The organism is Thioalkalivibrio sp. AKL19 (genome assembly GCF_000420165.1).
Lineage (GTDB): Bacteria > Pseudomonadota > Gammaproteobacteria > Ectothiorhodospirales > Ectothiorhodospiraceae > Thioalkalivibrio.
Genome location: NZ_ATUK01000010.1, coordinates 144,181 through 168,083, shown reverse-complemented (window position 1 = coordinate 168,083; position 23,903 = coordinate 144,181). Strand labels below are relative to the sequence as shown.

The 23,903-nt window shown below is 65.3% G+C and carries 17 protein-coding genes and 1 pseudogene; 10 read left to right on the top strand and 8 right to left on the bottom strand.

Translation table 11 applies throughout. The features are described from left to right. Window positions 1-504: 504 nt before the first annotated feature. Window positions 505-1,191 (top strand): annotated as a pseudogene (locus tag F817_RS13680) (transposase); the annotation flags it as partial. 201 nt (window positions 1,192-1,392) lie between these two features. Here the strand turns inward: F817_RS13680 and F817_RS13855 are convergent. Next, a complete protein-coding gene (locus F817_RS13855) occupies window positions 1,393-2,610 on the bottom strand; it encodes a hypothetical protein (protein WP_024326215.1) in 1,218 nt (405 codons plus the stop codon). 227 nt (window positions 2,611-2,837) lie between these two features. Between F817_RS13855 and F817_RS0102760 the strand changes: the two genes are divergently transcribed. Next, window positions 2,838-3,608, top strand: a complete 771-nt coding sequence (locus F817_RS0102760; protein WP_024326214.1) for a nuclease-related domain-containing protein — start codon at window positions 2,838-2,840, stop codon at window positions 3,606-3,608. Window positions 3,609-3,748: 140 nt separating this feature from the next. On the opposite strand, the gene F817_RS0102755 is transcribed toward F817_RS0102760, so the two are convergent. Then, window positions 3,749-4,867: a S9 family peptidase gene (locus F817_RS0102755; protein ID WP_024326213.1), complete on the bottom strand. Its 1,119-nt coding sequence runs from the start codon at window positions 4,865-4,867 to the stop codon at window positions 3,749-3,751. 365 nt (window positions 4,868-5,232) lie between these two features. Here F817_RS0102755 and F817_RS0102750 point away from each other — a divergent pair, with 365 nt between their 5' ends. Both F817_RS0102750 and F817_RS0102745 read left to right on the top strand, forming a co-directional pair. Continuing rightward, on the top strand, window positions 5,233-5,553 hold the full coding sequence (locus F817_RS0102750; protein WP_024326212.1) for a hypothetical protein: 321 nt from the start codon (window positions 5,233-5,235) through the stop codon (window positions 5,551-5,553). 330 nt (window positions 5,554-5,883) lie between these two features. Next, a complete protein-coding gene (locus F817_RS0102745) occupies window positions 5,884-6,609 on the top strand; it encodes a DUF3012 domain-containing protein (RefSeq protein WP_024326211.1) in 726 nt (241 codons plus the stop codon). 193 nt (window positions 6,610-6,802) lie between these two features. On the opposite strand, the gene F817_RS0102740 is transcribed toward F817_RS0102745, so the two are convergent. The 3 genes from F817_RS0102740 to F817_RS0102725 form a co-directional block, all read right to left on the bottom strand. Continuing rightward, the gene (locus F817_RS0102740; protein WP_024326210.1) at window positions 6,803-8,083 is read right to left on the bottom strand and encodes a hypothetical protein; all 1,281 of its coding nucleotides are present in this window, start codon (window positions 8,081-8,083) and stop codon (window positions 6,803-6,805) included. Window positions 8,084-8,816: 733 nt separating this feature from the next. Further along, window positions 8,817-9,485: a c-type cytochrome gene (locus F817_RS0102730; RefSeq protein WP_024326209.1), complete on the bottom strand. Its 669-nt coding sequence runs from the start codon at window positions 9,483-9,485 to the stop codon at window positions 8,817-8,819. Window positions 9,486-9,586: 101 nt separating this feature from the next. Then, window positions 9,587-10,093 (bottom strand): HIT family protein, encoded by a 507-nt coding sequence (locus tag F817_RS0102725; RefSeq protein ID WP_024326208.1) that lies wholly within the window; start codon window positions 10,091-10,093, stop codon window positions 9,587-9,589. A gap of 533 nt (window positions 10,094-10,626) precedes the next feature. Here F817_RS0102725 and F817_RS0102720 point away from each other — a divergent pair. Both F817_RS0102720 and F817_RS0102715 read left to right on the top strand, forming a co-directional pair. Continuing rightward, the gene (locus F817_RS0102720) at window positions 10,627-12,684 is read left to right on the top strand and encodes a sodium-translocating pyrophosphatase (protein WP_024326207.1); all 2,058 of its coding nucleotides are present in this window, start codon (window positions 10,627-10,629) and stop codon (window positions 12,682-12,684) included. A gap of 49 nt (window positions 12,685-12,733) precedes the next feature. Next, the gene (locus F817_RS0102715) at window positions 12,734-12,922 is read left to right on the top strand and encodes a hypothetical protein (RefSeq protein WP_024326206.1); all 189 of its coding nucleotides are present in this window, start codon (window positions 12,734-12,736) and stop codon (window positions 12,920-12,922) included. A 192-nt stretch (window positions 12,923-13,114) separates the two neighbouring features. On the opposite strand, the gene F817_RS0102710 is transcribed toward F817_RS0102715, so the two are convergent. Next, a complete protein-coding gene (locus F817_RS0102710; RefSeq protein ID WP_024326205.1) occupies window positions 13,115-13,510 on the bottom strand; it encodes a sulfur globule family protein in 396 nt (131 codons plus the stop codon). Window positions 13,511-13,816: 306 nt separating this feature from the next. Next, the gene (locus tag F817_RS0102705; protein ID WP_024326204.1) at window positions 13,817-15,349 is read right to left on the bottom strand and encodes an L-lactate permease; all 1,533 of its coding nucleotides are present in this window, start codon (window positions 15,347-15,349) and stop codon (window positions 13,817-13,819) included. Window positions 15,350-15,604: 255 nt separating this feature from the next. Between F817_RS0102705 and F817_RS0102700 the strand changes: the two genes are divergently transcribed. After that, entirely contained in the window at window positions 15,605-18,076 is a 2,472-nt protein-coding gene (locus tag F817_RS0102700) for an EAL domain-containing protein (RefSeq protein WP_024326203.1), read from the top strand. Window positions 18,077-18,096: 20 nt separating this feature from the next. On the opposite strand, the gene F817_RS14495 is transcribed toward F817_RS0102700, so the two are convergent. Beyond that, complete coding sequence (locus F817_RS14495) at window positions 18,097-18,255, bottom strand: hypothetical protein (protein WP_155988430.1); 159 nt, start codon at window positions 18,253-18,255, stop codon at window positions 18,097-18,099. A 215-nt stretch (window positions 18,256-18,470) separates the two neighbouring features. Between F817_RS14495 and F817_RS0102690 the strand changes: the two genes are divergently transcribed. The 3 genes from F817_RS0102690 to F817_RS0102680 all read left to right on the top strand — a co-directional run bounded on the left by F817_RS0102690 (window position 18,471) and on the right by F817_RS0102680 (window position 23,662). Next, on the top strand, window positions 18,471-20,936 hold the full coding sequence (locus tag F817_RS0102690; RefSeq protein WP_024326202.1) for an EAL domain-containing protein: 2,466 nt from the start codon (window positions 18,471-18,473) through the stop codon (window positions 20,934-20,936). Window positions 20,937-21,104: 168 nt separating this feature from the next. Then, entirely contained in the window at window positions 21,105-21,746 is a 642-nt protein-coding gene (locus tag F817_RS0102685; protein ID WP_024326201.1) for a hypothetical protein, read from the top strand. A 392-nt stretch (window positions 21,747-22,138) separates the two neighbouring features. After that, window positions 22,139-23,662, top strand: coding sequence for an NAD(P)H-dependent oxidoreductase (locus tag F817_RS0102680; protein ID WP_024326200.1), 1,524 nt, complete (start codon window positions 22,139-22,141; stop codon window positions 23,660-23,662). The last annotated feature ends 241 nt before the right edge of the window (window positions 23,663-23,903 follow it).

Genomic DNA, 23,903 nt, shown 5'->3' with positions numbered 1-23,903 from the left:
GCCGGGTGAAGCGGTTGAAAGCGGGTGTTCATTGCGGCCGCTCGTAAGTCCTTTAATGATCAATGGGAGATCCCGACGTACGTCGTCTGGCTTTGATGGAGCTTCATGCGGAGGCACTCGCCCCTGCCGATACCAGACGGCCACTCCGTGTCGAGCGCGCAAGCTCTTCTTACTACACGTGGAAACGATTCATCTGTTGGATAGCGCACAGATGAGCGGTTCTTGTTGGAATTTCAGTTTCCGCTGAGGCGTGAGGTATGGGTCCGCAGCAACGTGGATCTGAACCGCGGGCGTACGCGGGTGGCGGACACGCCCGAGAGCTCTGACATCACGTCGATACCGCAGCGATTCCGTACGCTGGCTTCCGATTGCGATGCGCGAGAGGAAGGCCCGTCCGATGACGAAGAAGAGAGACCGGAAGAAGAGGACACCCATGATCTTCTTGACGGTCTGGGGCGGTCGGGCTAGGTTTTGGGATGATTGCATGGACCAAGGAGGGTCCTGATGACGCGAGCCAGGAAGGAGCTCGTCTCGATCGAGGCGACGCCGTACTACCACTGCATTTGTCGTTGTGTTCGCCGCGCGTTCCTGTGTGGCGAGAATTTCTATTCGGGCAAGAACTACGAGCACCGGCGCGGCTGGGTGCTGGAGCGGCTGCGCGCGCTTCAGGGCGTGTTCGCGGTGGATGTGTGCGCTTATGCGGTGATGTCGAACCACTATCATCTGGTTCTGCGGCTCGACTCGGACCGGGCGGCGTCCTGGAGCGAAGATGAGGTGATGCAGCGCTGGGAGCGCTTGTTTGCGTTGCCGCTGCTGGTGGCGCGGTACAGGGCGGGGCAGACAGGCACGGTGGCCGAGCGCGAGCAGGCGCAGATCGCCCTGTGGCGGGAGCGCTTGCAGGACCTTTCGCGGTTCATGCGCAGCCTGAACGAGCATCTGGCGCGACGGGCGAACGCGGAAGATGGGTGCAAGGGCCGCTTCTGAGAGGGCCGCTACAAGAGCCAGGCGCTACTGGATGATCCGGCCGTGCTGACCTGCATGAGCTACGTGGATCTGAACCCGGTACGGGCGGGGGTGGCGGACACGCCCGAGGGGTCCGATTTCACCTCCATCCAGCAGCGTATCCGGGAACGTGGAAGCGTGCCGGACGCGAACGGAGCGGAAGGCAGCGATGGATCGCGGCCGGCGCTTTATCAAAGGTATCGGCGTTTCGGGTCGAATGTTTGTGGAGTCGCCAGAGTGTCCTGGATGAGACAAGGTCAGACTGAAGTGGACCCCAGCGTCAAGACAGAAAGTGCACGAGAAAAAGGGGTCGGACCTTGCCTTTGGCCCCGGGCGAACGTTGCCGGGGAAGAGGCAGGATCTTACTCCGACGTACAACGCTTGGTCTGGCTAAAGGCTGTTCATTAGCCGGCATCGGTCAACTCTATAGCTACCCTCTCGCCAGACGCCAACACCGAGGTTGCAGTCCACCTGTTGGCCGCGTTCCAGCGGATAGTATTTTTCGCTGCCCAGAATCTGGGACATGTCGGCTGGGTCGATGGTGAAGCGTGCGGCACCGGTCGAGACGTGGCCTACGCGGACGAGGTCGCCGTCGTACCACCAGTCGTAGACGCCGGTAGCGGGTTCTCCACGCACGGCCCCCAGCTGGAAGTACTTGCGCGTAAACCACACTCTCCCTTCCGCGCCTGGCTGGGTGCGCCATACCGGGTTGTCGTTGTGGTTGGGACGGCCCCTTAAGAACCGCATTTCCCATATGTGGTCGTAGCCGGCGTATTCGCCGGTGCGGCCGGAATGGATGGGGATCTGGGTGATCCAGAAGCCATCCAGAAGGTCGGCCTCGAAGTTTCCGCCGGTTGTCGCCTCGCTTGCGCTGGGTGCCTCTGTGGCGGTGCGTTGCTCGTTCTGCTGGTCAGGTTCTGTCCTGGCCGGGGCCTGGTCCGCGTGCGCGTGCGCGTCCTCGGCAGTCGGCGCGTCGTTCAGGTCGGCCGTGGTCGTATCGGCGGCGGTCGGGTCGTCGCCGGTGCCGGTGCCGGGGGCTTGGGCGGCGGATTCGGCAGTCGCGTCGGATTCGGGGCGGGTGCGCGATTCCAGCTCGGCAAGCTGGTGGTTCATGACGTGGGGGGCCGCGTCGGGGTACGTTTCGAGCAGCTCGCGGTATTGCGCCGCAGCGTCAGGGCGCTCGGAGATCCGCTCGACCAGGCGTTCGAATACTTCGTCGACGAAGGGCGGGTCGGGGTAGCGCTCGAGGAACTCGTAGTACGCTTCGACCGAATCGCGCTTCCGGTAGGTTTCGAAGTCCGAACGGGTAACGGTGGGTTCGAGGTCGAAGTGAATGTTGATGGGGTGCCCCATCAGGAAGGTCGGCTGCAGGTGGATCTCCGAATCTTCGTACCCGTCCTTGCGTGCCTGAAAGTACCGCTGCGACCAATTCAATGATTGCGAAGTGCGGCGCTCAAACGGGGTGGTCACGTAGTAGCCGAGCTGATCGGGCGAGGTGCCTACGTAGATCTCGGCCCCCTCGGGATCGGATGTGAGCCGGTAGACCGATTCGGGCGCGACAGGGGTGATGCAGCCTGCAATCAGCATGGTCGCAGGCAGCAAGGCCACTAGGGCTCTGGCGTGTCTCGCGTGGTTACGTGTCGCTTTGAAGGTGTTTGTTGTACGCATTGTTTTCCCCGTCGCTGCTTCCGTTCGTCGCCCGGTTGAGCGAAGTATAGCCTTGATAGGGAAATGGGTTTTCATACCATGACTGGAAAGCCGAGGCGTCGTCCTGGACGGAACGGCGGTGGGGTCTAAGTGGGAAAAGGTACCGAAGGTACGGAAAGGAAGGCGCGATGGATATCAAACCGGGCGAGATCTTCCTGAACGCCGCTTTGCAGTTCTGGTGGGCCTGGTTACTGGCTGCGCTAGTTGCGGTCGCCCGACTGCCGAAGGTGAAGGGGTGGCTGGGTGAGGTCTGGATCCGCCTGATCCTGGCGGTTGGCCTGGACGGTAAGTCCGGTCGCGTGGTTCACGACGTTACGCTTGAGACGGGAGAAGGCACGACCCAGATCGATCACGTGCTGGTTTCGCGGTCCGGGATATTCGTCATCGAGACGAAGAACATGCGGGGCTGGATTTCCGGCAGTGCGCGTGAGCCGCAGTGGACACAGCGGATCTATCGCCGATCATTTCGTTTCCAGAATCCGTTGCGCCAGAACTACCGGCATGAACGGGCGGTGGCCGATTCGCTGCAGGTGACGGCGGAGCACGTTCATTCGGTCGTGGTGTTCGTTGGTGGCAGCACCTTCAAGACGCCGATGCCGGAGAACGTGGTTCGAGGGCTTGGATTGCTGGGCTACATTCGGTCGTTTCGCACGGCGGCATGGAATGACGACGAGGTGCGGACCCTGGTTGAACGTTTGCAGGGCCAGCGATTAGCCCCGTCGCGACAGACACACCGTAACCACGTGCAGCAGCTTCGTGAGCGCCACGCCGAGCCTGCTTGTCCCCAATGCGGCAGCGCGATGGCGAAGCGCAAAGCCCGCCGCGGTAGCCGGGCAGGTCGGGAGTTCTGGGGATGCACGCGATACCCCGAATGCCGCGGAACGAAGGCTATCCAGTAATGCGACGAAAATGGGGTCTACCTTCGGATTTGGCAGGCCCGATTTTGGCGGGCGAAAGGCAAAGTGTGACCCCGACTTCGCGTGGACCCCTCGAGTTGACAGGACGATAACGATGGCGGGCCTGGTTAATATCCACAGAGTCAATTTGATCGCCGCGCGATCAGGTCCATCACCGCGCGGACAAGCTGCCACTGGCCGATGAACCCCACGCCTTGGGGATCGATGTGGGAAAAGCCATGGATCAGGTGCAGGTCGGTCTCGCCGATGGCACGGGCGAGGCGCTCGCTTTCGGTGTGGGGGATCATGGCGTCGGCGCGCCCGTGGATCAGGATGGCACCCCTGGAAAGGTGCGAGAGGTCACGGTCGGCCAGGGACAGCATCTCGATGGCCTCCCGGGCGCTGGCCGGCAGATCCTCCAGGAGTTTCGGCACGCGCTCCTGGTCATCGTTCAGGATTAATGCCAACAGGCTTCGCCCCGCGTCCCCAAGATCGTCGGCCACGTCGGTGATGGGCGCGTTGGGATCGGCCATGCGCCGGTGGGCAATCTCGTCGAGGATCTCGCGATCCTCGCGGTTATCGAGCATGTGCAGATTACCGCGCAGGAAGATCCACTTCGCCAGCGGGTCGGGAGTCCGCATCTGCCAGCGGTCCGATCCGGGCTCCCGGTAGGCCCCGGTGGTGGAGAAGGTGATCACGTTCTCGGTGTCGTAGTAGCCGCCGATCCCGACCAGGAAGTCGATGGCGTCCTCCCCCTCCGGTGTCAGCGTCGCCAGGACCGCCAGGCCCACGGCATACGAGATCGCGGCGACGCCGACGTCCTGTTCATCGGCTGCGCGCTCCACCTCCAGACGGGCCAGAAGGGCAGCGGCATCACGGATGGCAGAGGCATCCTCGTGGCGGACCCTGAGGTCTTTCGTGCCCTGCAGGTCGGGCACCAGCACGAGGAAGCGTGCCCGCGCCAGCGTATTGGCAAGTTGCACCAGCCGGCGGTCGTCCTTGCCCTGCGGCGTGAAGCCCGGCACGAGGACGATGCGGGCCCCTACATCCTGTCGGGGGTGGTAGAGGTCCGCCGCGATGTCGCCCCCGTCCGTCTCGAGCGTCAGCGTCTCGCGCGCGGGCTCGGGCGTACGGTCCTTCAGCGTGCTCGGTCCCGCACCGGCCTCGATGTCCTGGAGCACGCGTGTTGCCTCCCAACTTTGGGCGCCGATGTAGCCGGCAAGCAGCACGAGGCCCAACAACACAGCAGCGAGGCGAAGCATGCGCTTCTCCCGGACAGGGGACACCGATGATTATGATTGATCTGAGCGATCGGGGTTCGGGGTTCGGGGGGGGCGGCTGCAAGACCCGACCCAACGACCCAATGAGAAAGACCCAATGAAGACACCCACGATGCTCCCAGTGTTGGACACCGCACGGACGCCCGCCTGGCATCGGCCTATCATTGCGGCGTAGAAGGGTACGCCCGTGGTTTTCTGGCCGGTCTGCCCGAGGCGGGCCGGCGAATCTTCAGGGCGCAAGGACCTTGCGGAAGCGACCTGGCATCGAAGCAAGGTCCGGAAGGCGCCTCGTACGTTGCGTTTCGAGCTCGTAACACTGAGCGGGACAGTCGAAAGGAAGGAGCGAGATGATGGCCAGTGATAACTTCCCGACCGTGGACTGGCAGGACGGACAGAACGCGGATCGGGTGAAGTTCCAGGTGCGGCACGAAGAGCCGGTGATCCTGAAGATGCCAGTCGGCATGAATTGGACGGTGAACGGAAGCGAGTTCGAGTGCACCCCTGACCCGGACAAGGGGATGCAATGCGACTGCGAAGGCGGCCTGTTGCGGAAACTGGCTGAGCTCAACGACATGCCTGAGCTGAACGAGATCGCGGACGCCTGCGAATATTCGAGCTCTCGTGTGGATATCGACCCTGCCGGTGCGCGCATCATCGTCCACGACTGAGCTGCCCGAGAGAAGATCGCGGGGCATCGGCGTCAGACTCCGATGCCCCGTTGGCCGGCATTGCCCGAACGTTTTCGCGATACATCCAGGCCCGATCCGTCAGCGGCCCGTGGCGGGACCCGGGCTACATACCGGCACGGCGGATCTATACTCATTCTGTGCGGAGTGTTCTGGACGGATCGCGCGCGTGACCTGGAACGCTGGGGTCGCCCATGCCGGATCCGCGTTTCCCGGATCTACGGGCTGTCTGCCTGTGGATTGCCCGCCGGACGGTGGCCCCTTTCGCTCCCAGCCGTCGTCCGACAGCCCCTGATGCGGAGGGCTGAAATCATGAATACCTCCAGATGGTTAGCGCTCGTCGCGCTGATGGTGTTGGTGCCATCGGGCTGCGGCACAGAACCCTCGGCAGACACCGAAATGGAGGCCGTACCCGACGCCTCCGAGCCCTTGGCGTTGGATGCCAGGATGCTCGAGGGACGGCTGGTGCAAAACCTCCACGACCAGGCCGTGTTGTTTGAGGAGATCGGCGACGGGGTTGAGGCCATTGACAGCCAGTCGGCGGCCGATGAACTGGGAAGTCGCCTGGCGGGCGAGTATACGGCCCGGACGATCGCCCAGATGGACGCGATGATCGTATGGGCGGAGGCGCACTTGGCACCCCTCGAGCCCGCGGACCGGGCCGTGCTGGATCAGGAGGTGGAAGCGCTGCTGGTGAACTCGGACAGGCTCGAGGCCGCCGGGATGCGGTTCGATCGCGCGACCGACCGGGTGGCACAGCAACTCGAGAGCCTGATGATGCGGGACCCCGGGCAAGGGCAGGCGGTACTCGACGGGATGCTCGCGTTGGGGAACAACGTGGAGGCGTTCATGGACGATGAGCGCGTGGCGGCGCTGGATCTCCTGATGGGGCAGGATGCGGATCCCACACCCGTCGAGGCCGAACCATCGGGGACCGTGGGAACGCCGGCCTGGTGCGAGCGAATGGCGAACACGCCGCAGGCCCAGTGGACCATGAACGATGCCTTTGCCTTTGCGAACCACTGCACGGGCGGTTGAATAGCGCCGCCGGGTAGCGGGCCGGAAAGCCGGGTGACGGGGCGCCGGACTGACGTACTGTCCTGGGTGCGGTGCTGGCGCGCCGCACTGGACTGGCCGCCGCCCGAAGACCTCGCCCGTGTTGGCGCCCAGGGAAAGGCTGCTTCATGTGCACCTTCGTGCACGGCCCGCTTGCCGCTGCGCGAGGTGCGGCTCATCGCATCGCACGGATGTCGGCGATATCGCCGATCGCGATGGGTGCGTCGATGTAGCCGCTGCCGATGCGCCGGCGTACACGGATGTGACGGTCCTCGACGGTCAGCAACTCTCCGTGTCGGGCGCGACCGTCGGCCAGGGTGATCCGGAGGGAACGGCCGACGTGATCGTCCAGCGCATCGACGGCAATGGCGGGCGCCGGGGGCGGCGACGCGGACGGAGCCGGCGTGCCGGGCGCGGGTGCCAGGGCCCGGGGACCGGCGGGTGTGGACGGCGAGCGGGGCGCCCTGGGTGCGACGGCGCGCAGTTCGAGGCGGCCGAAATTTCGCCCTCCGACGGCAAGGCTGGATTCGACCCGACGCAGCCACTGGCCAGGGTGGTCGAGAGTGGTCCAGAGCAGGGCGGGGTTGTCGATTGGCCCGATGCGCAGGGAGTAGCCCGAGGGTTCCTGGATGAAGTGTTCGTAGGCCTCGACCATGCCGGGCCCCGGCTGCAGCCCGAAGGCGCGCCAGGATTCGAGCCAGGCGGCCTGATGATGCTCGATGTAGTCCTCGCGGGTCATGTCCATTTCGGCGGCGCACAGCTCCATCAGGGCCGGGTAGTAGCCCCGGTCTTCGTAGTCGACGGTCAGGGACTGCAGCGAGGCGGTCATCAGTGCCGGGGCGACATCGCGCGCCCGGTTCGAGGCCGTCTGGAGTTCGAAGTGACCGCTGGAGACGCCCTGACCCAGGGGGCCCATGCCGAGCGTGCTGTGGATGGTCAGGCGGTCGTGGCGATCCTCGAGGTGGTAGCGCATGCTGAAGTCCAGCGGGATGTCGCGATACCCCAGTGATGCCATCAGCTGATCCGGCGGGGCGCCCTCGTAGTGCCCGCAGCCGGCGGTGTCGAGCCACAGGGCCGGCATATCGCCCTGTCTGCCAGTGGCGAGGCCGGCCGGCGGAGTCAGGCCCTGTACGGAAAAGCCGAGCTGTCGCGGGAGACGGCGAGCGTCCAGCGTTTGCCGCAGTCGGGCGAGCTGCCACAGGTTGCCGGCTTCCAGCGTGATGCGGTCGGCGCGCATGCGGCCGATGGCCGAGTTGCGGGGTTCGAACAACAGCCCGTCGACATGCAGGTTGCCCTTCAGGCCAATGCGGACGTCCGTGTAGTGCAGCCGACCGAGGGGCTGCAGCGCCTCGGCCATCTCTTCGAGCTTTTGCTCGACCTGGTGTACCTCGTAGTGGTAATAGCCGATCCCGGCGGCGGCCACGGCAAGCCCGCCCACGATCCATTTCCCTGGCATGCAGTCCTCCTGTCCTTGCGATACGGGCCGCGCGATGTTGGGTGCGGCCACGGGATTTCCTGTCCCGCGGGTAGACGATAGCGGTTGTGCGGCCTTTTCGCACCTGCCGGGGCGGCGGGCATGTCCGGGGACGTGCCGGCGTCGCGCAAATCCCGGACCGGGGAGAGGCGGGAATGCCTTGGATTGACTGGCAGGCCGTGCGCGTCGAGGGGGGGCCCGAGGCGGGATCGGGCGAGCCGTGGAAAAGAGCGGAGAGTGCGGCGGACTTGCGCCCGGGCCCCGGCGCGTGGTGGGCGCACCGGGTTGCTTGCGTCACCGTTCGTGCATGGATCGTGGCCCGCGGCTGCACGCCGCGGGACGAAGGTGAGCCCCCGGAGGAGGCGTCAGCGGGAGATGATCCCGCCCTATTGGAGCCGCTCGAGATCGATGGCAACTCGATCCGGAACGCGGATGGCACCATGGTGCTCCGCATCCAGGATTGGACGGATGATATCCCGGTGGACGCGCGCCTCTCGCGTTTGGTGCGGCGGCGCGCCTTCAGGAGGTCGAGGCATCCCCGGACGCTGCCTGGCTGGTGGGTGAGGGCGGACAGCGACCAGGCACGCCCGACTGTTTTTAATATGGGGGGCGTCACGATCGAACCCTGGAGTGACGATGGGCGCCATGCGGTGTTTCCCTGTACCCGACCGAACCGACCGAACCGACCGAACCGACCGAATCGCTGTCGGGCTCGCTAGTCCTCGCGGGCGGACAGCGACGCGAAATAGGCCGAGACCGCGGCCATTTCGTCTTCTTCCATCTCCTGGATGATGCCCTCCATCAGGCCGGCCAGCGAGGTCTCGCGCACGCCATGGGCGTAGGCCTGGAGCTGGGCCATCAGGTAGCGCGGCGGGTGACCGGCCAGGGGCGGAAGGCCGGGGTTGCGTTCGCGCCCGTGCTCGCCATGGCAGGAGGCGCAGGACTGGACGTTGCGATCCGGAATGCCCTCAAGGGCAATCTCGCGCCCTTTTTCGACCAGCTCGTCGGGCACCCGGTACGGGCCCCCGGCGGGCTCCATCTCTGCGTAGTGGCGGCTTACGGCTCCGATTTCGTCATCGTCGAGATGCTGCGCGATCTGCGCCATGGTGGCATTCGGGCGCAGGCCTTCCCGGTAGGCTTTCATCTGCTCGACCAGGTAGGCCTCGGGCAGTCCTGCCAGGCGCGGGAATGGAGGTTGTCCCTGGCCCTGACCCTGTGCGCCATGGCACTGGATACACGCGGTTGCACCACGATCATTGCCTTCGCCTGCAATCCGCGCGCCCGGGTCATCCTCTGCCGTGGCGGGTGCCATTGGCAGGCACAGGGCGGCCAATAGTGCCAGTAGCCGGGGAATGCTTCCGTGGAGGGCCTGAGTGCGCGTCATCGTGCCGCCATGGTCATCGGAGATGATCCGGACACATTAAGACGGGACCGAAGACCATGCAATTGCGGCCATGCCGGGGCCCGGGGAGCCCGTGGGTCCGGTTACCGGTGGTATTTCGCCCGATCGGGGATGACGTTGCGGATGCCGCCGCGGGGGTCTTCGACGTCGCCCTTGTAACGTGGCAGGAGGATGACATGCAGGTGGTCGATGCTCCGCCCCGCTGCCCGGCCGTCGTTGTTGCCAATGGTGTAGGCGTCGGGCCGGTTCCCGAGGAAGGGCAGTTCCAGGACGCCTTCGATGTGGTCCTTCGGTCGCTCGCGCAGGTAGTCGCGGGTCAGCATCTCGCGATAAAGCGCGGTGAGGTCGGTGGATTCGATGACCGGACGGACGCCGTAAATGGCATCGAAGTAATCCGACTGCTCGGTTTCGTCGAGATCGAACAGGGAGACGACATGTCGCCTGGGGATGACGAGTGCATGCCCCGGATTGACCGGATTGGTATCGAACAGGGCGACGAACGAGCGGTTCTCGTAAATGATGGGGTCAGCCAGTCCGGCGGCAACGCGGCAGAAGTAACAGTCGTTGTGGGCTGGTTGGGCACTGGTCATTGGATGGCCTGTGTGGGGCTTGCGTCGAATTGAACGCGTTGGATTTTACGCGATTTCCTCGCGGGCGTATCCGTGCCCGTGCCCGCATCGTATCCGGCGTGCCGGGCCGCGGCGGTCCTGGTCCCTGATCGCCGGAACGAAGAACACCCCCTGATCGCCCCGATCCGGTCACCGGGAACGGCATTCCGGGTGCCGACGGGTTGTGCGCGACCCCAGCCACGGTTGAAGCACCGCTTGACTCATGGTAAGGCACCACGTAGGTTCCCTAGCATTGCAAGGGGTTTTTGCGGTCCGGCCACCGGAGTTTTCCAGCCCGATCCACCATCCCCCGATACGTTTGTCGAGGCTGCACGCCCGCGCTAGCGGAAGCCGCGCGCCTCGACAGGTCGCGTGGAGGCGCGACCTCGCAGCACAAACCGGATGCCCGGGATTGCGCCGGGCGGCCGTGTCGTGCCGACAGCCTGTCTGCCGGCCGTCACGGGTGCCAGGTGCGCCGGATCTTTTGTGTCACCACGTATCGAAGGGGGGAGTCCATGTCCATGCCATTTTTCGGCCTCGTGTTTGCGCTGCTGTGTGGCGTTGCCGCGCTCGCCTATGGTCTGTTTTCCATCCGCTGGGTGCTATCGCGATCGGAGGGCACCGAGGAGATGCGCCGCATTGCCCGCGCGATCCAGGAAGGTGCTTCGGCCTACATGAAGCGGCAGTACACCACGATTGCGGCGGTTGGGGTCGTCCTGTTCGTGGGTTTGTGGCTGGTGATCGGGATCGGATCCGCGATGGGTTTTCTGATCGGCGCCGTGCTCTCGGGGGCGGCCGGATTCATCGGCATGCACGTGGCGGTGCGCGCGAATGTACGCACGGCGGCCGCCGCCAAGTCGAGTCTGGAAGCGGCGATGGACGTGGCCTTCCGTGGCGGTGCGGTGACCGGCCTGCTGGTGGTCGGGCTCGGGTTGCTGGGCGTCGCGGGGTACTTCGCGGTGTTGTGGTGGTTTACGCCCGAGGGGGGTGATGTCGGGCTTGCGCCGTTGGTCGGGCTGGCGCTCGGGGGATCGCTGATCTCCATCTTCGCGCGTGTGGGCGGCGGCATCTTCACCAAGGGAGCCGATGTGGGTGCGGACCTGGTCGGGAAGGTCGAGGCCGGTATCCCCGAGGATGATCCGCGCAACCCCGCGGTGATCGCCGACAATGTCGGTGACAACGTCGGTGACTGCGCCGGGATGGCGGCGGACCTGTTCGAGACTTACGCGGTCACGATTATCGCGACCATGATTCTCGGCACACTGTTGATTCCCGAACTCGGGCTGATGGCGGCCGTGTATCCGCTGGTGCTGGGTGGCGGCGCGATCCTGGCCTCGATCATCGGCACGTTCGCCGTCAAGGCGCGCCAGGGTTCCGAGATCATCAAGGGGCTCTACAAGGGCCTGATGGTCTCCGGTGGCCTCGCGGCCGTGGCCTTCCTGCCCATTACCCTGATCCTGGTCCCGGACACCGCACTGGCCAGCAGCATGGGCATCGAGGAGGGTGCGGCGTTGCGCCTGTATGGCGCAGCCCTGGTGGGGCTGGCGCTTACCGGGGTCATCATGGTCGTGACGGACTACTACACCTCCACGGCGTTCCGACCGGTGCGGCACCTGGCCGAGGCCTCTACTACCGGTCACGCGACCAACATCATTGCCGGCCTGGCGTTGTCGATGAAGGCCACCGCGGCCCCGGTCCTGGCGGTATGCGCCGCCATCCTGGTGGCGTATGCCTTTGGCGGCTTGTATGGCATCGCCATCGCCGCCACCACGATGTTGTCGATGACCGGGATCATCGTGGCGATGGATGCCTACGGTCCGATCACGGATAACGCCGGTGGTATCGCGGAGATGGCGGATCTGCCGTCCGAGGTGCGCGAGACGACCGATGCGCTGGACTCGGTGGGCAACACGACCAAGGCGGTGACCAAGGGCTACGCGATTGGGTCAGCCGGACTCGCGGCGCTGGTGCTGTTCGCGGATTACACCCATGAGCTGCTCCTGCATACCGGAAGCGCGCCGAATTTCGAACTGAGCAATCCGAACGTGATCGTGGGCCTGTTTATCGGTGGCCTGGTCCCTTACCTGTTCGCGTCGATGACCATGGAGTCGGTGGGCCGGGCTGCCTCCGGCATCGTGAACGAGGTGCGGCGTCAGTTCCGCGAGATCAGCGGGATCATGGAGGGCACCACCAAGCCGGACTACACCCGGGCGGTGGACATGCTCACCAGCGCCGCGATCCGCGAAATGATCGTGCCTTCGCTGCTGCCGGTGCTGGTGCCGGTGCTCGTGGGCGTCTTCCTGGGCACCGAGGCCCTGGGGGGGCTGCTGATCGGGACGATCGTCACCGGGTTGTTCGTGGCGATCTCCCAGACCGCCGGTGGCGGGGCGTGGGACAACGCGAAGAAGTACATCGAGGACGGCAATCACGGCGGCAAGGGGTCCGAGGCCCACCATGCCGCGGTGACCGGCGACACGGTCGGCGACCCCTACAAGGACACCTCGGGTCCCGCGATCAACCCGCTGATCAAGGTCATCAACATCATGGCGCTGCTGCTCGTGCCTGTTCTGTAGGGCACCCCGAACCGAAAGGAGAATCGACATGCCGAGAATCCGCGTACAAATGGCCCCGGATGTGGAGTTCAACATGGAGCTGGACGTCGAAGGGGTTGATTGCGACAGCCGCGACTGGGACGTGCAACAGCACAAGGCCGAGATCTACGCCGAGTTCGAACGGCGCCTGAAGGCGGCGTTTCCCGAGGGGGTCAAGATCCATACGTTCGAGTACGGACTGGCCTGCAAGCCGGGCTAGACGAGGTCCGGCCAGACGGCGATGTGTGGGTTGTGAACGCGCGCCGTTCGGCTCGGTCACGTTGCGATTTGCGCCACACAACGAGCGTTTGAGGGGTGCGGGTCCAGGTGCGAAAGGCGGGAAGCAGCAACGTTTCGGGCCCGGCCTGCCCTGGGCAGACCGGGCCGGTTGGTGCACGGCCGGAAGGCGCGATCAGTCGTCCTGATCGACCGGATCTTCGGCCTGCTGCTGTTGCAGCCCCCAGGGTAAACCGTGGTAGGGGGCTGGATAGTAGTACCGGGCGTACCCATAACGTGGGTAGTAGTGCCCGTAGTGGCGGCCGTAGTAGTCGCCGTATCCGTGCCCGCTGCCGTACCCGTGTCCGCGACCGCGCATGCTGAAGTCGAAGTCGCCGAACATGTCGCCGAGGCCGAACCAGTCTCCCACCCCGCGACCCCAGCCAGGGCCGTACCCGTACGCGGGACCGTAGTAGGGGCCGTAACTCGGGGCGTGATATCCCGGACCCCACCACTGCGCCGAGGCGTGCATCGGGGTCGCGAAGGCACCGATCAACGCGGCGGTAGAGAGTGCTTTGGTCAGCTTGTTCATGGCATTGCCTCCTGAAATCAAGAACCACTTAAACAAGACCAAATGTCTCGGGGCATTCGGGCCCCGCCTGCTGGAGGGCGGGATTGATGAGCCCGCCAGAACCTGGCGACTCGCATATTAGAAAGAAGTACATCCAGAGAATCTGATATAGGTCAACAATTTGGCGGAAGGCTGGCCGCGTCGGGTTGGGGGCGTCAATGACTGTCGGAAAATTGGCGAATCGAGGACTGGCTGCTCAACCTTGCGCCGAGCATAGCGGGTTCTCTACAGCCGATCGCGGGTCGAGCGGGCGCTCCACCCGTCCGGTTACCAGGCGAGTGCCAGCAACCCGGCCCCGATACAGACGACGATGACCGGGATGATGGTCTCGCGGATTACCTGACCCTCGCGTGCCTGCAGGCCGGCAGCCGCTGCGGCCATCGCGATGTTGTGCAGCGAGATCATGTTGCCCACCCCGGCGCCGATCAGTTGCAGGGCGAGTACGGTCGGGAGCGCCATGCCCAGGGCATCGGCAGTGTCTGCCTGGAGTTGCGCAAACAGCAGGTTGGAGACGGTCGCGCTCCCGGTCATGAAGGAGCCCAGGGCGCCGATGAATGCGCTGAACATCACGAAGGTGCCACCCAGTGCTTCCGCCAGGCCATGGCCCAGCACCTGCGGCATCGATGGCAGGCCGGCCGCGTTATTGCCGGAGGTCAGCAGGAGCTGTGTGAGGGCGATGATGAAGGCCAGTACGATGGCCGCGACACGCAGCTTGCCCCAGGTGGCGGTCACCGCCTGCCCGAGGGTGGTGCGGCTCACACGGAACAGGATCAGCGCGGTGAGCAGGGCCAGGCCGAAGTAGAAATACGGCGTGTACAGGGGGGCGAGGCCTTGCCCGAGCTCAATGCCCTGGAACTCGCCGGGTGACCAGCGCACCGACTGCAGGGTCTCGCGCAGCGGCATGATGGTGCGCGACGCGATCAGTGCGACAGCCATCACCGCGAAGGGCACGAACGCCAGTAGCACGCGCCCGACCGGGGCGCGCTCGACCTCGGCCCGGCGCTCGTGTGCAGGGAGAAGGAAGCCGCGGTGCGCCGCCAGGGCGATCACGGCCATGGCCACCACGCCGCCGAGGATCGACGGCAGCTCCGGACCCACCAGCCAGGCGACCAGCAGGTAGGGGATGCCGAACGCCAGCGCCGATAGCGCGGCGAACGGCACGAACTCGCGGAAGCGCCCCCGTTCCTCGCCCAGCGTGGCCACCCAGACCATGAACAGCGTGATGAACGGTGCGAGGACGGTGTGGATGACGGCCGTCTGCAACACGGCCGAGCGGGTGGTCTCCGCATCCAGGCCGAGGCCGGCGAAGCCGATGATCACGGGGGTCCCGGCGGCGCCGAACGGGACGGCGGTGCTGTTGCCGATCAGGGCGATGGCCACCGCCTTCAGGGGGCGCATGCCGAAATAGACGAGCAGCGGCGCCGCCAGCACCGCCGGGGTGCCGAAGCCGGCGATGCCCTCGACGAAGCTTACCAGCCCCCAGCCCAGCAGCATGGCCAGCACCCGGTGATCGCGCGAGACGCTGGCGATGACCGACTGGATCGCGCTCATGTGCCCCGTCCCGATCATCACGTTCAGCACCAGCAGTGCCATGAGGATGATCAGCAGGACCTCCACGAAGACGATGGCAGCATCCAGGAGGCTCGCCACCAGCACCGTGCCGGAGACTTGCCACACCAGTACCGCCAGAACCAGCGTGGCGAGATAGGCGATGGGGGCGGCCTCGAAGGCGGGGCGCCGAAGCGGCACCAGCCACACGAACAACAATACGAACGGCACCAGCGTGAGCCAGAACAGCACGATCCCTCTCCCGTCATGCGCGAGTCGTCATCCTAACCCGCGGCTCGGCTCCGGAATAATCAGCCCGATACAACGCCCCACGGCGTTCCGTGATTCCACGCGAAGCGCCGTTTCGTCGAGCCGACTCCTCAGGGCCCGGGTCGAACGGGTGTGGTCCGCGCCGAAACCTGATGTTTACCCTGGCGGCTGCGCGGCCCCATGGGCTGCGGATACTTGTCTATATATTGACGCTGAGCCGCCCACGTTTAGGTCCGCATGATGCATAACTCCGAAAGACAGTCATCCGGGGATGCTTCGGATGCCCTTGATACGGGGTTTCTGACGAAACTTCCGAAGGCAATCAATGACCTCAAAGACCGCTGGTATAGCGTGCGCCAGCGCGGCTGCCAGCCACCGGACGTAATGGAGGTTCGGGGTATAACAAGGGCTCTGGTGAGTGGCCTGACCGGCTCGGCAATGGAGGCGTCCTTGGCCACTGCTCGCCGGATCGATGAACGTCTGGCGCAGTATGTGGACACCACGGTGTCTCCCAACCCGGCTGAGCTGGACAGCATGGGCGCCCTGGTCCTGCGGCTGCGGGAAAATGTGCTGGCAGAGCTTCCGGTGGCCGTGGACATCGCCGGCGACGCATTAGCGGCAGCCCTGACAGCCAAACGTCCCCTGGTGTGTCTATTCGGGGAGGGGGTGTCGCCCGAGAGCGAGATCGCTTTGTTATTGGGTATGCACGGGATTTCGGTTCTCGCGTGTGCGGATGAAGAGGCGCTAACGAACCCGAACGAGGCGATGTCCCCTGACATGATGGTGGTTGAACTGGCGGAGATGGATGACGCCGAACTGTCGCGTCTGGTCCATCTGCGCGACGGTTCGCTGCCCGGGGTCCCGCTAGTCATCGTGGCGCCCACTACTGGTGCGCCAGGCCAGGCCTGGCTGCAGGTCTTCCGTGCGGGAGCCGATGCCTTGCTCAATCCGCCCGTGTCGGATCTTGATCTGGCGGGCGTCATCCGCGGGCTGGTACAGGACGACTTTCTTGCCCCCTACCGGGTGCTCCTGCTCGGCGCGGACGTCGAGGCCGTCGAGGAGCCGGCGGCTATGCTGCGACAGGCTGGCCTGGAGGTGGCCACCAGCACGGCCCCTTTGGAGGTCGTCGATCAGGTGATGGACATCCAGCCGGAGGTCGTCCTGGTCGTCGGCCCTTTGCCGGGGGTCACCGCGGAGGATATCGGCTGCCTGCTGTTTCCACACGACATGTCTTTGGATATCCCCCTGTTGGTCCTGGACGCGGAGGCTGCGTCGGGGACGGCGGAGGGCGCATCCTTCAATGGGGTGATCGAGCACCTGCCGCCAGCCACTGCCGACGCGGACGTCGTGGGCCGGGTTCGTGCGCGGGCTGCATGGCATCGCCGAGTCCGGTCGCGGGCGCACGGGCAGGCCGCGAGCGGTCGGTCGTCGACGCTGGCGCATCCCCTGGAGTTCGAGCGTCTCGTGGCGTGCCATCTCGACCGTCTCGACGCTGCGGAGGGGACCACGGTGGTCCTGCAGTTGGCGTTCGACGAAGCCGGGGCACTACTCGAATGCCTCGGTCCGATCGACTACCAGAAGACTCGAAATCAGTCCCTGCGCTGGAGTCGCGAAGCCATGCGACCGGGCGATCTGGTGGTTAGCCATGGCGAGGCGGGCCTGATTGCAGTTGCCCAGCGCAAGGATCCCAAGGAGGTCGTCGAGCTCGCGCGCAGTTTGCACAAGCGGACCATCGGTGCCCGCGTGTCCGATTTTCCGGGCGAAACCGTTGCGGCCAGTATGGGTGTCGCGCAGGTGCCATGGGAACGTCCGCTCAAGGCTCTGGACCGCGCAAGCGCGCTTTGTGACGACGCCCAGAAGAGTGGTGGCAACCGGGTGCAACTTGATCCGGAGCTGCTGAAGCTGGACCTGGACGTCGAAGAGCGCAGTCACTGGCGGCACACTATTGCCCATGCCATCAAGGAGAAGCGACTGTTTCCGGTGTTTCAGCCGATCGCGAACATTAGTGGATCGGATCAGATCGAACGCCACGAGGTGCTGCTGAGAATCCGTGAGCCGAATGGGCGGATCCTGTTGCCGGGGCAGTTCGTGGAGATGGCGGAACGGCTCGAGCTCGACCGTCATCTTGATCGCTGGGTGATCAGTAATACCTTTGCCATCCTCAATGCCCGCACCGCCAGTCACCCCCAGTCCCGTCTATTCGTGAAGGTGTCCCGCGGCTCGCTGAGCGACTCGAGCTTTTTGCCCTGGCTGCGCAATAGACTTGCCGAACACCCGGTGCGCCCGGGAAGCCTGGTTCTGGAACTCCGCGAGAGCGATATCCTGCGTCGTCTGGATCAGCTTTCCGACTTTGGCGCCGCGCTGCGAGACATGGAGATCCGGGTGGCTCTGGAGCACTTCGGAGCCAGCACCGATGCCGATACCCGCCGGATGCTCGCCGAACTTCGGCCCGATTACGTCAAGATTGCCCGTGAACTGACGGTTGGGCTGCATCACTCTCCCGACGATCTCCTGTCACGCCTGACCAGTCTCCTTGGACAGGCCAAGGAGGTCGGTGCCTACACCATGGCCAGCTATGTGGAGGATGCCGACGGTCTCGCCTTGCTGTGGCAGGCTCAGATCGACCTGGTTCAGGGAAATTTTATCTGGCAGCCAGAGGAAGAGCTCCGCTACGAACTCGAATTTCCAGGTGACGATGACGTGGACTGATCGACGCGAAGGGCTCTCGGTCAAATGATGCGAACGAGAAGGAAGGGGAGCGCCATCATCGGGTTATCTTGGTCCGCCCCCTGTTCCGGGAAGGGCAGGACCTCGCGCAGCGGCATCATGGTGTTCGACGCGATCAGTGCGACAGCCATCACCGCGAAGGGCACGAACGCCAGCAGCACGCGCCCGGCCGACCGGGGCGGTTCACGGTCCCTCTCCCGTCATGCGCGAGTCGTCATCCTAACCCGGGGCTCGGTTCGGGAATAACCAAATTGGGCGGCGACAACGGGCTTTGGCAGTGTGCCGCACGAAGATCCGTTCGGTTGAGCCGTGTCCAGGAGGTCAGAGGTGCGGATACTTGTCTATAGTGACGTGGAATTCCTTCGTCGCGGTCCGCATGATGCATAACTCCGAAACCCAGTCATCCGGGGGCGCGCCAGACGCCGCTGATACCGAATTCTTGAGGAAACTTCCAAAGATGGTGGATGACCTCAGGGACCGCTGGTACATCGTGCGCCAGCGCGGGTTCCGGCCACCGGACGTGATGGATGTCCGGGGTGTAACGCGCGCTTTGGTGAACGGCCTGACGGGCACGGAAATGGACGACTCCTTTGCCACTGCTCGCCGGATTGACGAGCGTCTCGCGCAGTACGCGTCCACCACGGTGCGTCCCAAGCCGGCCGAGCTTGAGACCGTCGGAGCTCTGGTTCTGCGGCTGCGCGAAAGTGTGCGGGGCGAACTTCCGCTTGCCGCGCACGGTGCCGAGGAGGCCGCGATTGCCCCGGTGGCCCGGCGGCCTCTGGTATGTCTGTTCGGGGCGGAGGCATCGGCGGAGAGCGGGACCGCGTTGCTGTTGGGGATGCACGGTTATTCGGTTGTTGCGTGTACCGATGAGGACGCCCTGCCGCAACGGGGCGAGTCGGCCCAACCCGACGTGATGATCGCCGAACTGGCGACGCTGGACGATGCCGAACTGTCGCGTCTGGTTGGCCTGCGTGACGGGTCGCTGCCGGGGGTTCCGCTGGTCATCCTGGCGCCCGTGAATGGAGCACCCGGACAGGGCGAGTGGCACGTGCTCCACGCCGGGGCGGATGCCTTGCTGAACTGGCCCGTGACGGACCTGGACCTGGTGGGGGCGATTCGCGGGTTGGTACAGGACGACTTCCTGACCCCTTACCGGGTGCTCGTGCTCGGGGCGGATGCAGGGTCTGCCGAGGGACCGGCGGCCATGCTGCGCCAGGCCGGCCTGGAGGTCGCCATCAGTACGGAGCCCCTGGAGGTGGTCGATCGAGTGACGGAAAACCGGCCGGAGGCGGTCCTGATTGCCGGGCCTTTGCCGGGGATTACCGCGAATGCGATCGGTCGCCTGCTGTTTCCCCACGACATGTCCCTGGACATACCCCTCCTGGCACTGGGTATGGAGCATGCCCCGGGGGTGCCGGAGGGCGCGCCCGCCTGCGGGATGATCGATTACCTGCCGCCGGACAGTACCGATGCGGATATCGTCTCCCAGGTCCGTGCGGGGGCTGCATGGCACCGTCGGGTTCGGTCGCGCGCGGGCGGTCAGGCCGGACCGGGTCGGGCACCGACGCCGGCCCATCCCCTGGAGTTCGAGCGTCTCGTAGTGTGCCATCTCGACCGTCTCGATCCTGCGCAGGGGACCGCGGTGGTCCTGCAGTGGGCACTCGACGAACCGGGGGTATTATTCGAGCGTCTCGGCCCGATCGACTACCAGCAGGCCCGGAACCAGTTCGTGCGCCGGATTCGCGAGGCCATGGCCCCGGGCGATCTGGTGGTGAGCCACGGCGAGACGGGCGTGATTGCGATTGCCCAGCGCAAGGACGTGAAGGAGGTTGTCGAGCTCGTGCAGGGCCTCCACGAGCGGACTGCCGGTGCCGCTGTGGCCGGTCTGCCGGGGGGCGCCGTCGCAGCCAGTATCGGGGCCGGCCAGGTGATGTGGGACCGTCCGCTCAAGGCACTGGATCGCGCCATCGCGCTGTGTACCGAGGCCCGTAATAGTGGCGGCAACCGGGTGCAACTGGATCCGGAGCTGCTGACACCGGATCTGGAGGTCGAAGAGCGCAGTCACTGGCGGCGCACCATTGCCCATGCCATCAAGGAAAAGCGACTGTTTCCGGTGTTTCAGCCGATCGCGAATATCAGTGGGTCCGATCAGATCGAACGCCACGAGGTGCTGCTGAGAATCCGCGAACCGAATGGCAAGATCCTGTTGCCGGGACCGTTCGTCGAGATGGCGGAACGGCTCGAGCTCGACCGGCATCTCGACCGCTGGGTTATCAGTAATGCCCTTGGCATCCTCGATGCCCGAACCGTGAGCCATCCACAGTCGCGGCTGTTCGTGAAGGTGTCTCGTGGTTCGCTCGGTGATGCGAGCTTCTTGCCCTGGCTGGGCAAGCGACTTGCCGCGCACCGGGTGTGGCCGGGCAGCCTGGTTCTGGAATTCCGCGAGGGCGACGTGCTGGGCCGCATGGATCAGCTTTCGGCCTTCGGCGATGCGCTCCGGGATATGGAGATCCGCATTGCCCTGGAGCACTTTGGTACCAGTACCGATGCCGATACGCGCCGCATGCTTGCCGAAATGCGGCCCGATTACGTCAAGATCGCCCGCGAGCTCACCGTGGGGCTGCATCATTCCGGCGCGCCGTCGTCACGACTCAACGGCCTCCTGGGGCAGGCCAAGGAGGTCGGTGCCTATACCATGGCCAGCTATGTGGAGGATGCCGACGGTCTCGCCTTGCTGTGGCAGGCCCAGGTCGACCTGGTGCAGGGGAACTTCATCCGGCAGCCAGAGGAGGAGCTGCGTTACGAACTCGAGTTTCCAGGCCAGGACGGCGCAAGCTGATCGACCCGGTGGGACAGGACAGTGCGCCAGCGAAGAATGCGGTCAGGCCGGCAAGGTGCAGGGGGCGGTCACGAGCAACGGGTTTTCCATGAGGGCAGGATCGGCAGGCGGGGTCGCCAGGCCCCGCAGCGACGGACCGTTCCAATCACGTGACGCAGGGAGGCGTTCATGATTCTTCTGGTTGTATACAGTTTCGCGGTACTGGCCGCATTGGTGATGCTGTTGTCGCGACGGCGCGCCGCGCTTGGGGTGCGGGTGTTATATGCCTTCGCGACCTTGGTGCTGCCCTTTGCCACGGTATTGCTCGCGCATGCGCTGAACGGTGGCGAGACATCCGGGGCGGGGGCTTTCGGGCTGGTGCTGTTCGCGTTCCTTGGGAGCCCGCTGTTGATGTGGTGGGTGTTTGCCTGTCGCCACCCTGCAGGGGGCCGCGAGGGTCCTGCTGAGAGGGGCATCGCGCCGGGGTCGCCGCCGCCGGAGACGGCCACGTCGGCCGCGCTGGATGCCGTCCAGGAGTCCACGGTGGCCGCGGCACAGCGGCCGACTGTGCGGATGCACCCCTTCCGCCGTGCGGCGCTGGTGCAGACGCCGGCGTCGCTCCTGCTGGGGTTGGGACTGGCCGAAAAGCTCGGGGGTACTGATGGTCCGATCTTTCCGTTTCTGGCGAATGGCTGGCTGGTCGACGGCATGCTGGTGCTGGGGACGGTTCTGTTTGCCGTATCGATCCGTATGGTCGTCGCAGAATTGCGCCGGCGGTCCGAGCCGCAACGGGATACCGAAGCGCTGGGAATCCGTAACCCGCGTCGCTGAGCGACCCGCAGACGCAGTTCGCCGCGACCGCTTCTTGCACGCCAGGTGAACTGTTCCGGTGGGCTGGAGCTTGCGAGCTTTCTAACGGAACGGCGCTTCCGGGTATGACGGGTCGGTAGCGAGCCTCGCCGGCGCGGGCTATTGTCTGGATGGAGTGGCTGTGGTGGGCCAATTCCGCGACTCGCGGGGTCGGTGCGGATGGAGGCTGGTGCGGGGTCGTGGGTGTGGGTGAGTCACGCGGTTCGGAGGGTTTCGTCATGCAGGGGCGCGTCGTCGGCAGGGTGGAATCCGATTCGCGGGCAGGGCCTGGCTTGCGGTACCCATCACGTCGGTGGTTGTCACCGCGGCTGGCTGGGGGACGAAGGTATGACGACCGCATGGGGTGACCCCGCTTGAAGGTGCTCGTCATCCTCGGCCACCCGCGCACCGACAGCCTGTGCGGGGCGCTGGCCGAAGCCTACAACGAAGGGGCGCGCGCGGCCGGGACCGAGGTGATGTCCCTGAATCTGGCGAGCCTGGAGTTTGATCCGCACGTCCACACCCCTTCGCCCAATCAGCAGCCGCTCGAAAAGGACCTGGAGGCGGCGCGCGGCCTCGTCGAATGGGCCGATCATCTGGTGTTTGTCTATCCCACCTGGTGGGGCACCATGCCGGCGCTGCTCAAGGGCTTTCTGGACCGAATCATGACGCCGGAATTCGCCTTTCGTTCCTGCGAGGGTGGTACCGGGTACGAAGGGTTGCTGCAGGGCCGTTCGGCGCAATTGATCACGACCATGGATACGCCGCCGCTGATCCACCGGCTGGTGTATCGCCAGCCAGGTGCCAATGCGATGGCGCGCGCCACGCTGGGGTTTTGTGGCGTCCGGCCGGTGCGCTCGTTGATGTTCGGCTCGGTGCGCCATAGCGACGAGGCCCAGCGCAAGGCCTGGATGCAGCGCGCACGCCAGGAAGGGCTGCGTCTGGCCAAGGGGCGCGAAAGTGCGGGCGAGTGGCTCGCGCACAAGGCCGGTGCCTGGCTCCAGGCGTTGCGCTTGCAGTTCTATCCGATGACCTTTGTGGCCTACGCGGTGGGGGCGCTGGTGGCCGCCCCGGCGGGTGGGGTGTTCGGCAATCCGGTGTTCTGGCTCGGGTACGTGTGCCTGTTTCTTCTGGAAGTGGCCACGGTGCTGGTGAACGAACGCGTGGACTTTGGCTCGGACCGGCAAAACCGGTTCTATGGTCCCTTTACCGGTGGGTCGCGTGTGCTGGTGGAGGGGCTGTTGTCCGCGCGCGAGCTGGGCGTGGGGATTGCCGTCGCGCTGGTGGGCTTCGCCCTCGCGTTCGTGGCGTTGCTGGCGATCGCACCCGGAGATTCGGGGCCGATCCTGCTGGTGATGGCCGTCCTCGCGATCCTGGCGATCGGCTACACGGCGGCGCCGCTGAAGCTTAGCTATCGGGGGCTGGGCGAGCTCGATGTCGCGCTGACGCACAGCCTGGGCGTGCTGCTGTGTGGCTATGTGTTCCTGGCGGGCGACTGGACCGCGTCCTTGCCCTGGCTGCTGAGCCTGCCGCTGTTCCTGGCGATTGTGCCGTCGATCACGCTATCCGGCATTCCCGATCGCGAGGCGGACGCCGCGGTGGGCAAGGGCACCCTGGCCGTGCGGCTGGGGAACGACGGTGCGCTTTGGGTGGCGTTGTCGTTCACCATCCTGGCGGCCATCAGCGGCGCGTTGTTCGATGCGCTGGGATGGGCGCAGGGGGCCTATGCCGGGATCGGGTATGTGGTGGTCCCGTATGCCGCCTGGCTGGTCTGGCTTCTGTGGCGTGCGCTGCACCGAGAAGGTCCCCGGGGCCGGATCGACGGGCTGATGGCGGCATCCCTGGGCTATGTGCTCTGGTTCGGACTGTTCCCCCTGGTGAACCTCGCCATGGGCTGATGGTGGGAGCCATCGTGGGCCAGTGCGTGGCACGCGTTATTCGGACGGCGGTTCACTGGTGAGGCGCTGCTGGTTGCTGGCATCGGGGGTGCCGCGCAGCGTTCTCCGGTTCTTCTCCCGCCAGTTGGGGGCCAGTATCTAGCAATCGGCGGCAGGTCGATCTTGGCCGCACCGCCACGTGCAGAAAGCCTTTTCCGGAGTACCGAAGCCGAAGGGCTGTTGCCTTTCCGCGGGTCGTATT

Bases quoted from the DNA above. Each gene is read 5' to 3' on its own strand.
- F817_RS0102760 (WP_024326214.1), top strand. From the start codon at position 2,838: ATGGATATCAAACCGGGCGAGATCTTCCTGAACGCCGCTTTGCAGTTC.
- F817_RS0102710 (WP_024326205.1), bottom strand. From the start codon at position 13,510: ATGAACAAGCTGACCAAAGCACTCTCTACCGCCGCGTTGATCGGTGCC.
- F817_RS0102690 (WP_024326202.1), top strand. From the start codon at position 18,471: ATGATGCATAACTCCGAAACCCAGTCATCCGGGGGCGCGCCAGACGCC.
- F817_RS0102720 (WP_024326207.1), top strand. From the start codon at position 10,627: ATGTCCATGCCATTTTTCGGCCTCGTGTTTGCGCTGCTGTGTGGCGTT.
- F817_RS0102700 (WP_024326203.1), top strand. From the start codon at position 15,605: ATGATGCATAACTCCGAAAGACAGTCATCCGGGGATGCTTCGGATGCC.
- F817_RS0102715 (WP_024326206.1), top strand. From the start codon at position 12,734: ATGGCCCCGGATGTGGAGTTCAACATGGAGCTGGACGTCGAAGGGGTT.
- F817_RS0102725 (WP_024326208.1), bottom strand. From the start codon at position 10,093: ATGACCAGTGCCCAACCAGCCCACAACGACTGTTACTTCTGCCGCGTT.
- F817_RS0102745 (WP_024326211.1), top strand. From the start codon at position 5,884: ATGAATACCTCCAGATGGTTAGCGCTCGTCGCGCTGATGGTGTTGGTG.
- F817_RS0102755 (WP_024326213.1), bottom strand. From the start codon at position 4,867: ATGCTTCGCCTCGCTGCTGTGTTGTTGGGCCTCGTGCTGCTTGCCGGC.
- F817_RS0102750 (WP_024326212.1), top strand. From the start codon at position 5,233: ATGATGGCCAGTGATAACTTCCCGACCGTGGACTGGCAGGACGGACAG.
- F817_RS0102740 (WP_024326210.1), bottom strand. From the start codon at position 8,083: ATGCCAGGGAAATGGATCGTGGGCGGGCTTGCCGTGGCCGCCGCCGGG.
- F817_RS0102685 (WP_024326201.1), top strand. From the start codon at position 21,105: ATGATTCTTCTGGTTGTATACAGTTTCGCGGTACTGGCCGCATTGGTG.
- F817_RS0102730 (WP_024326209.1), bottom strand. From the start codon at position 9,485: ATGACGCGCACTCAGGCCCTCCACGGAAGCATTCCCCGGCTACTGGCA.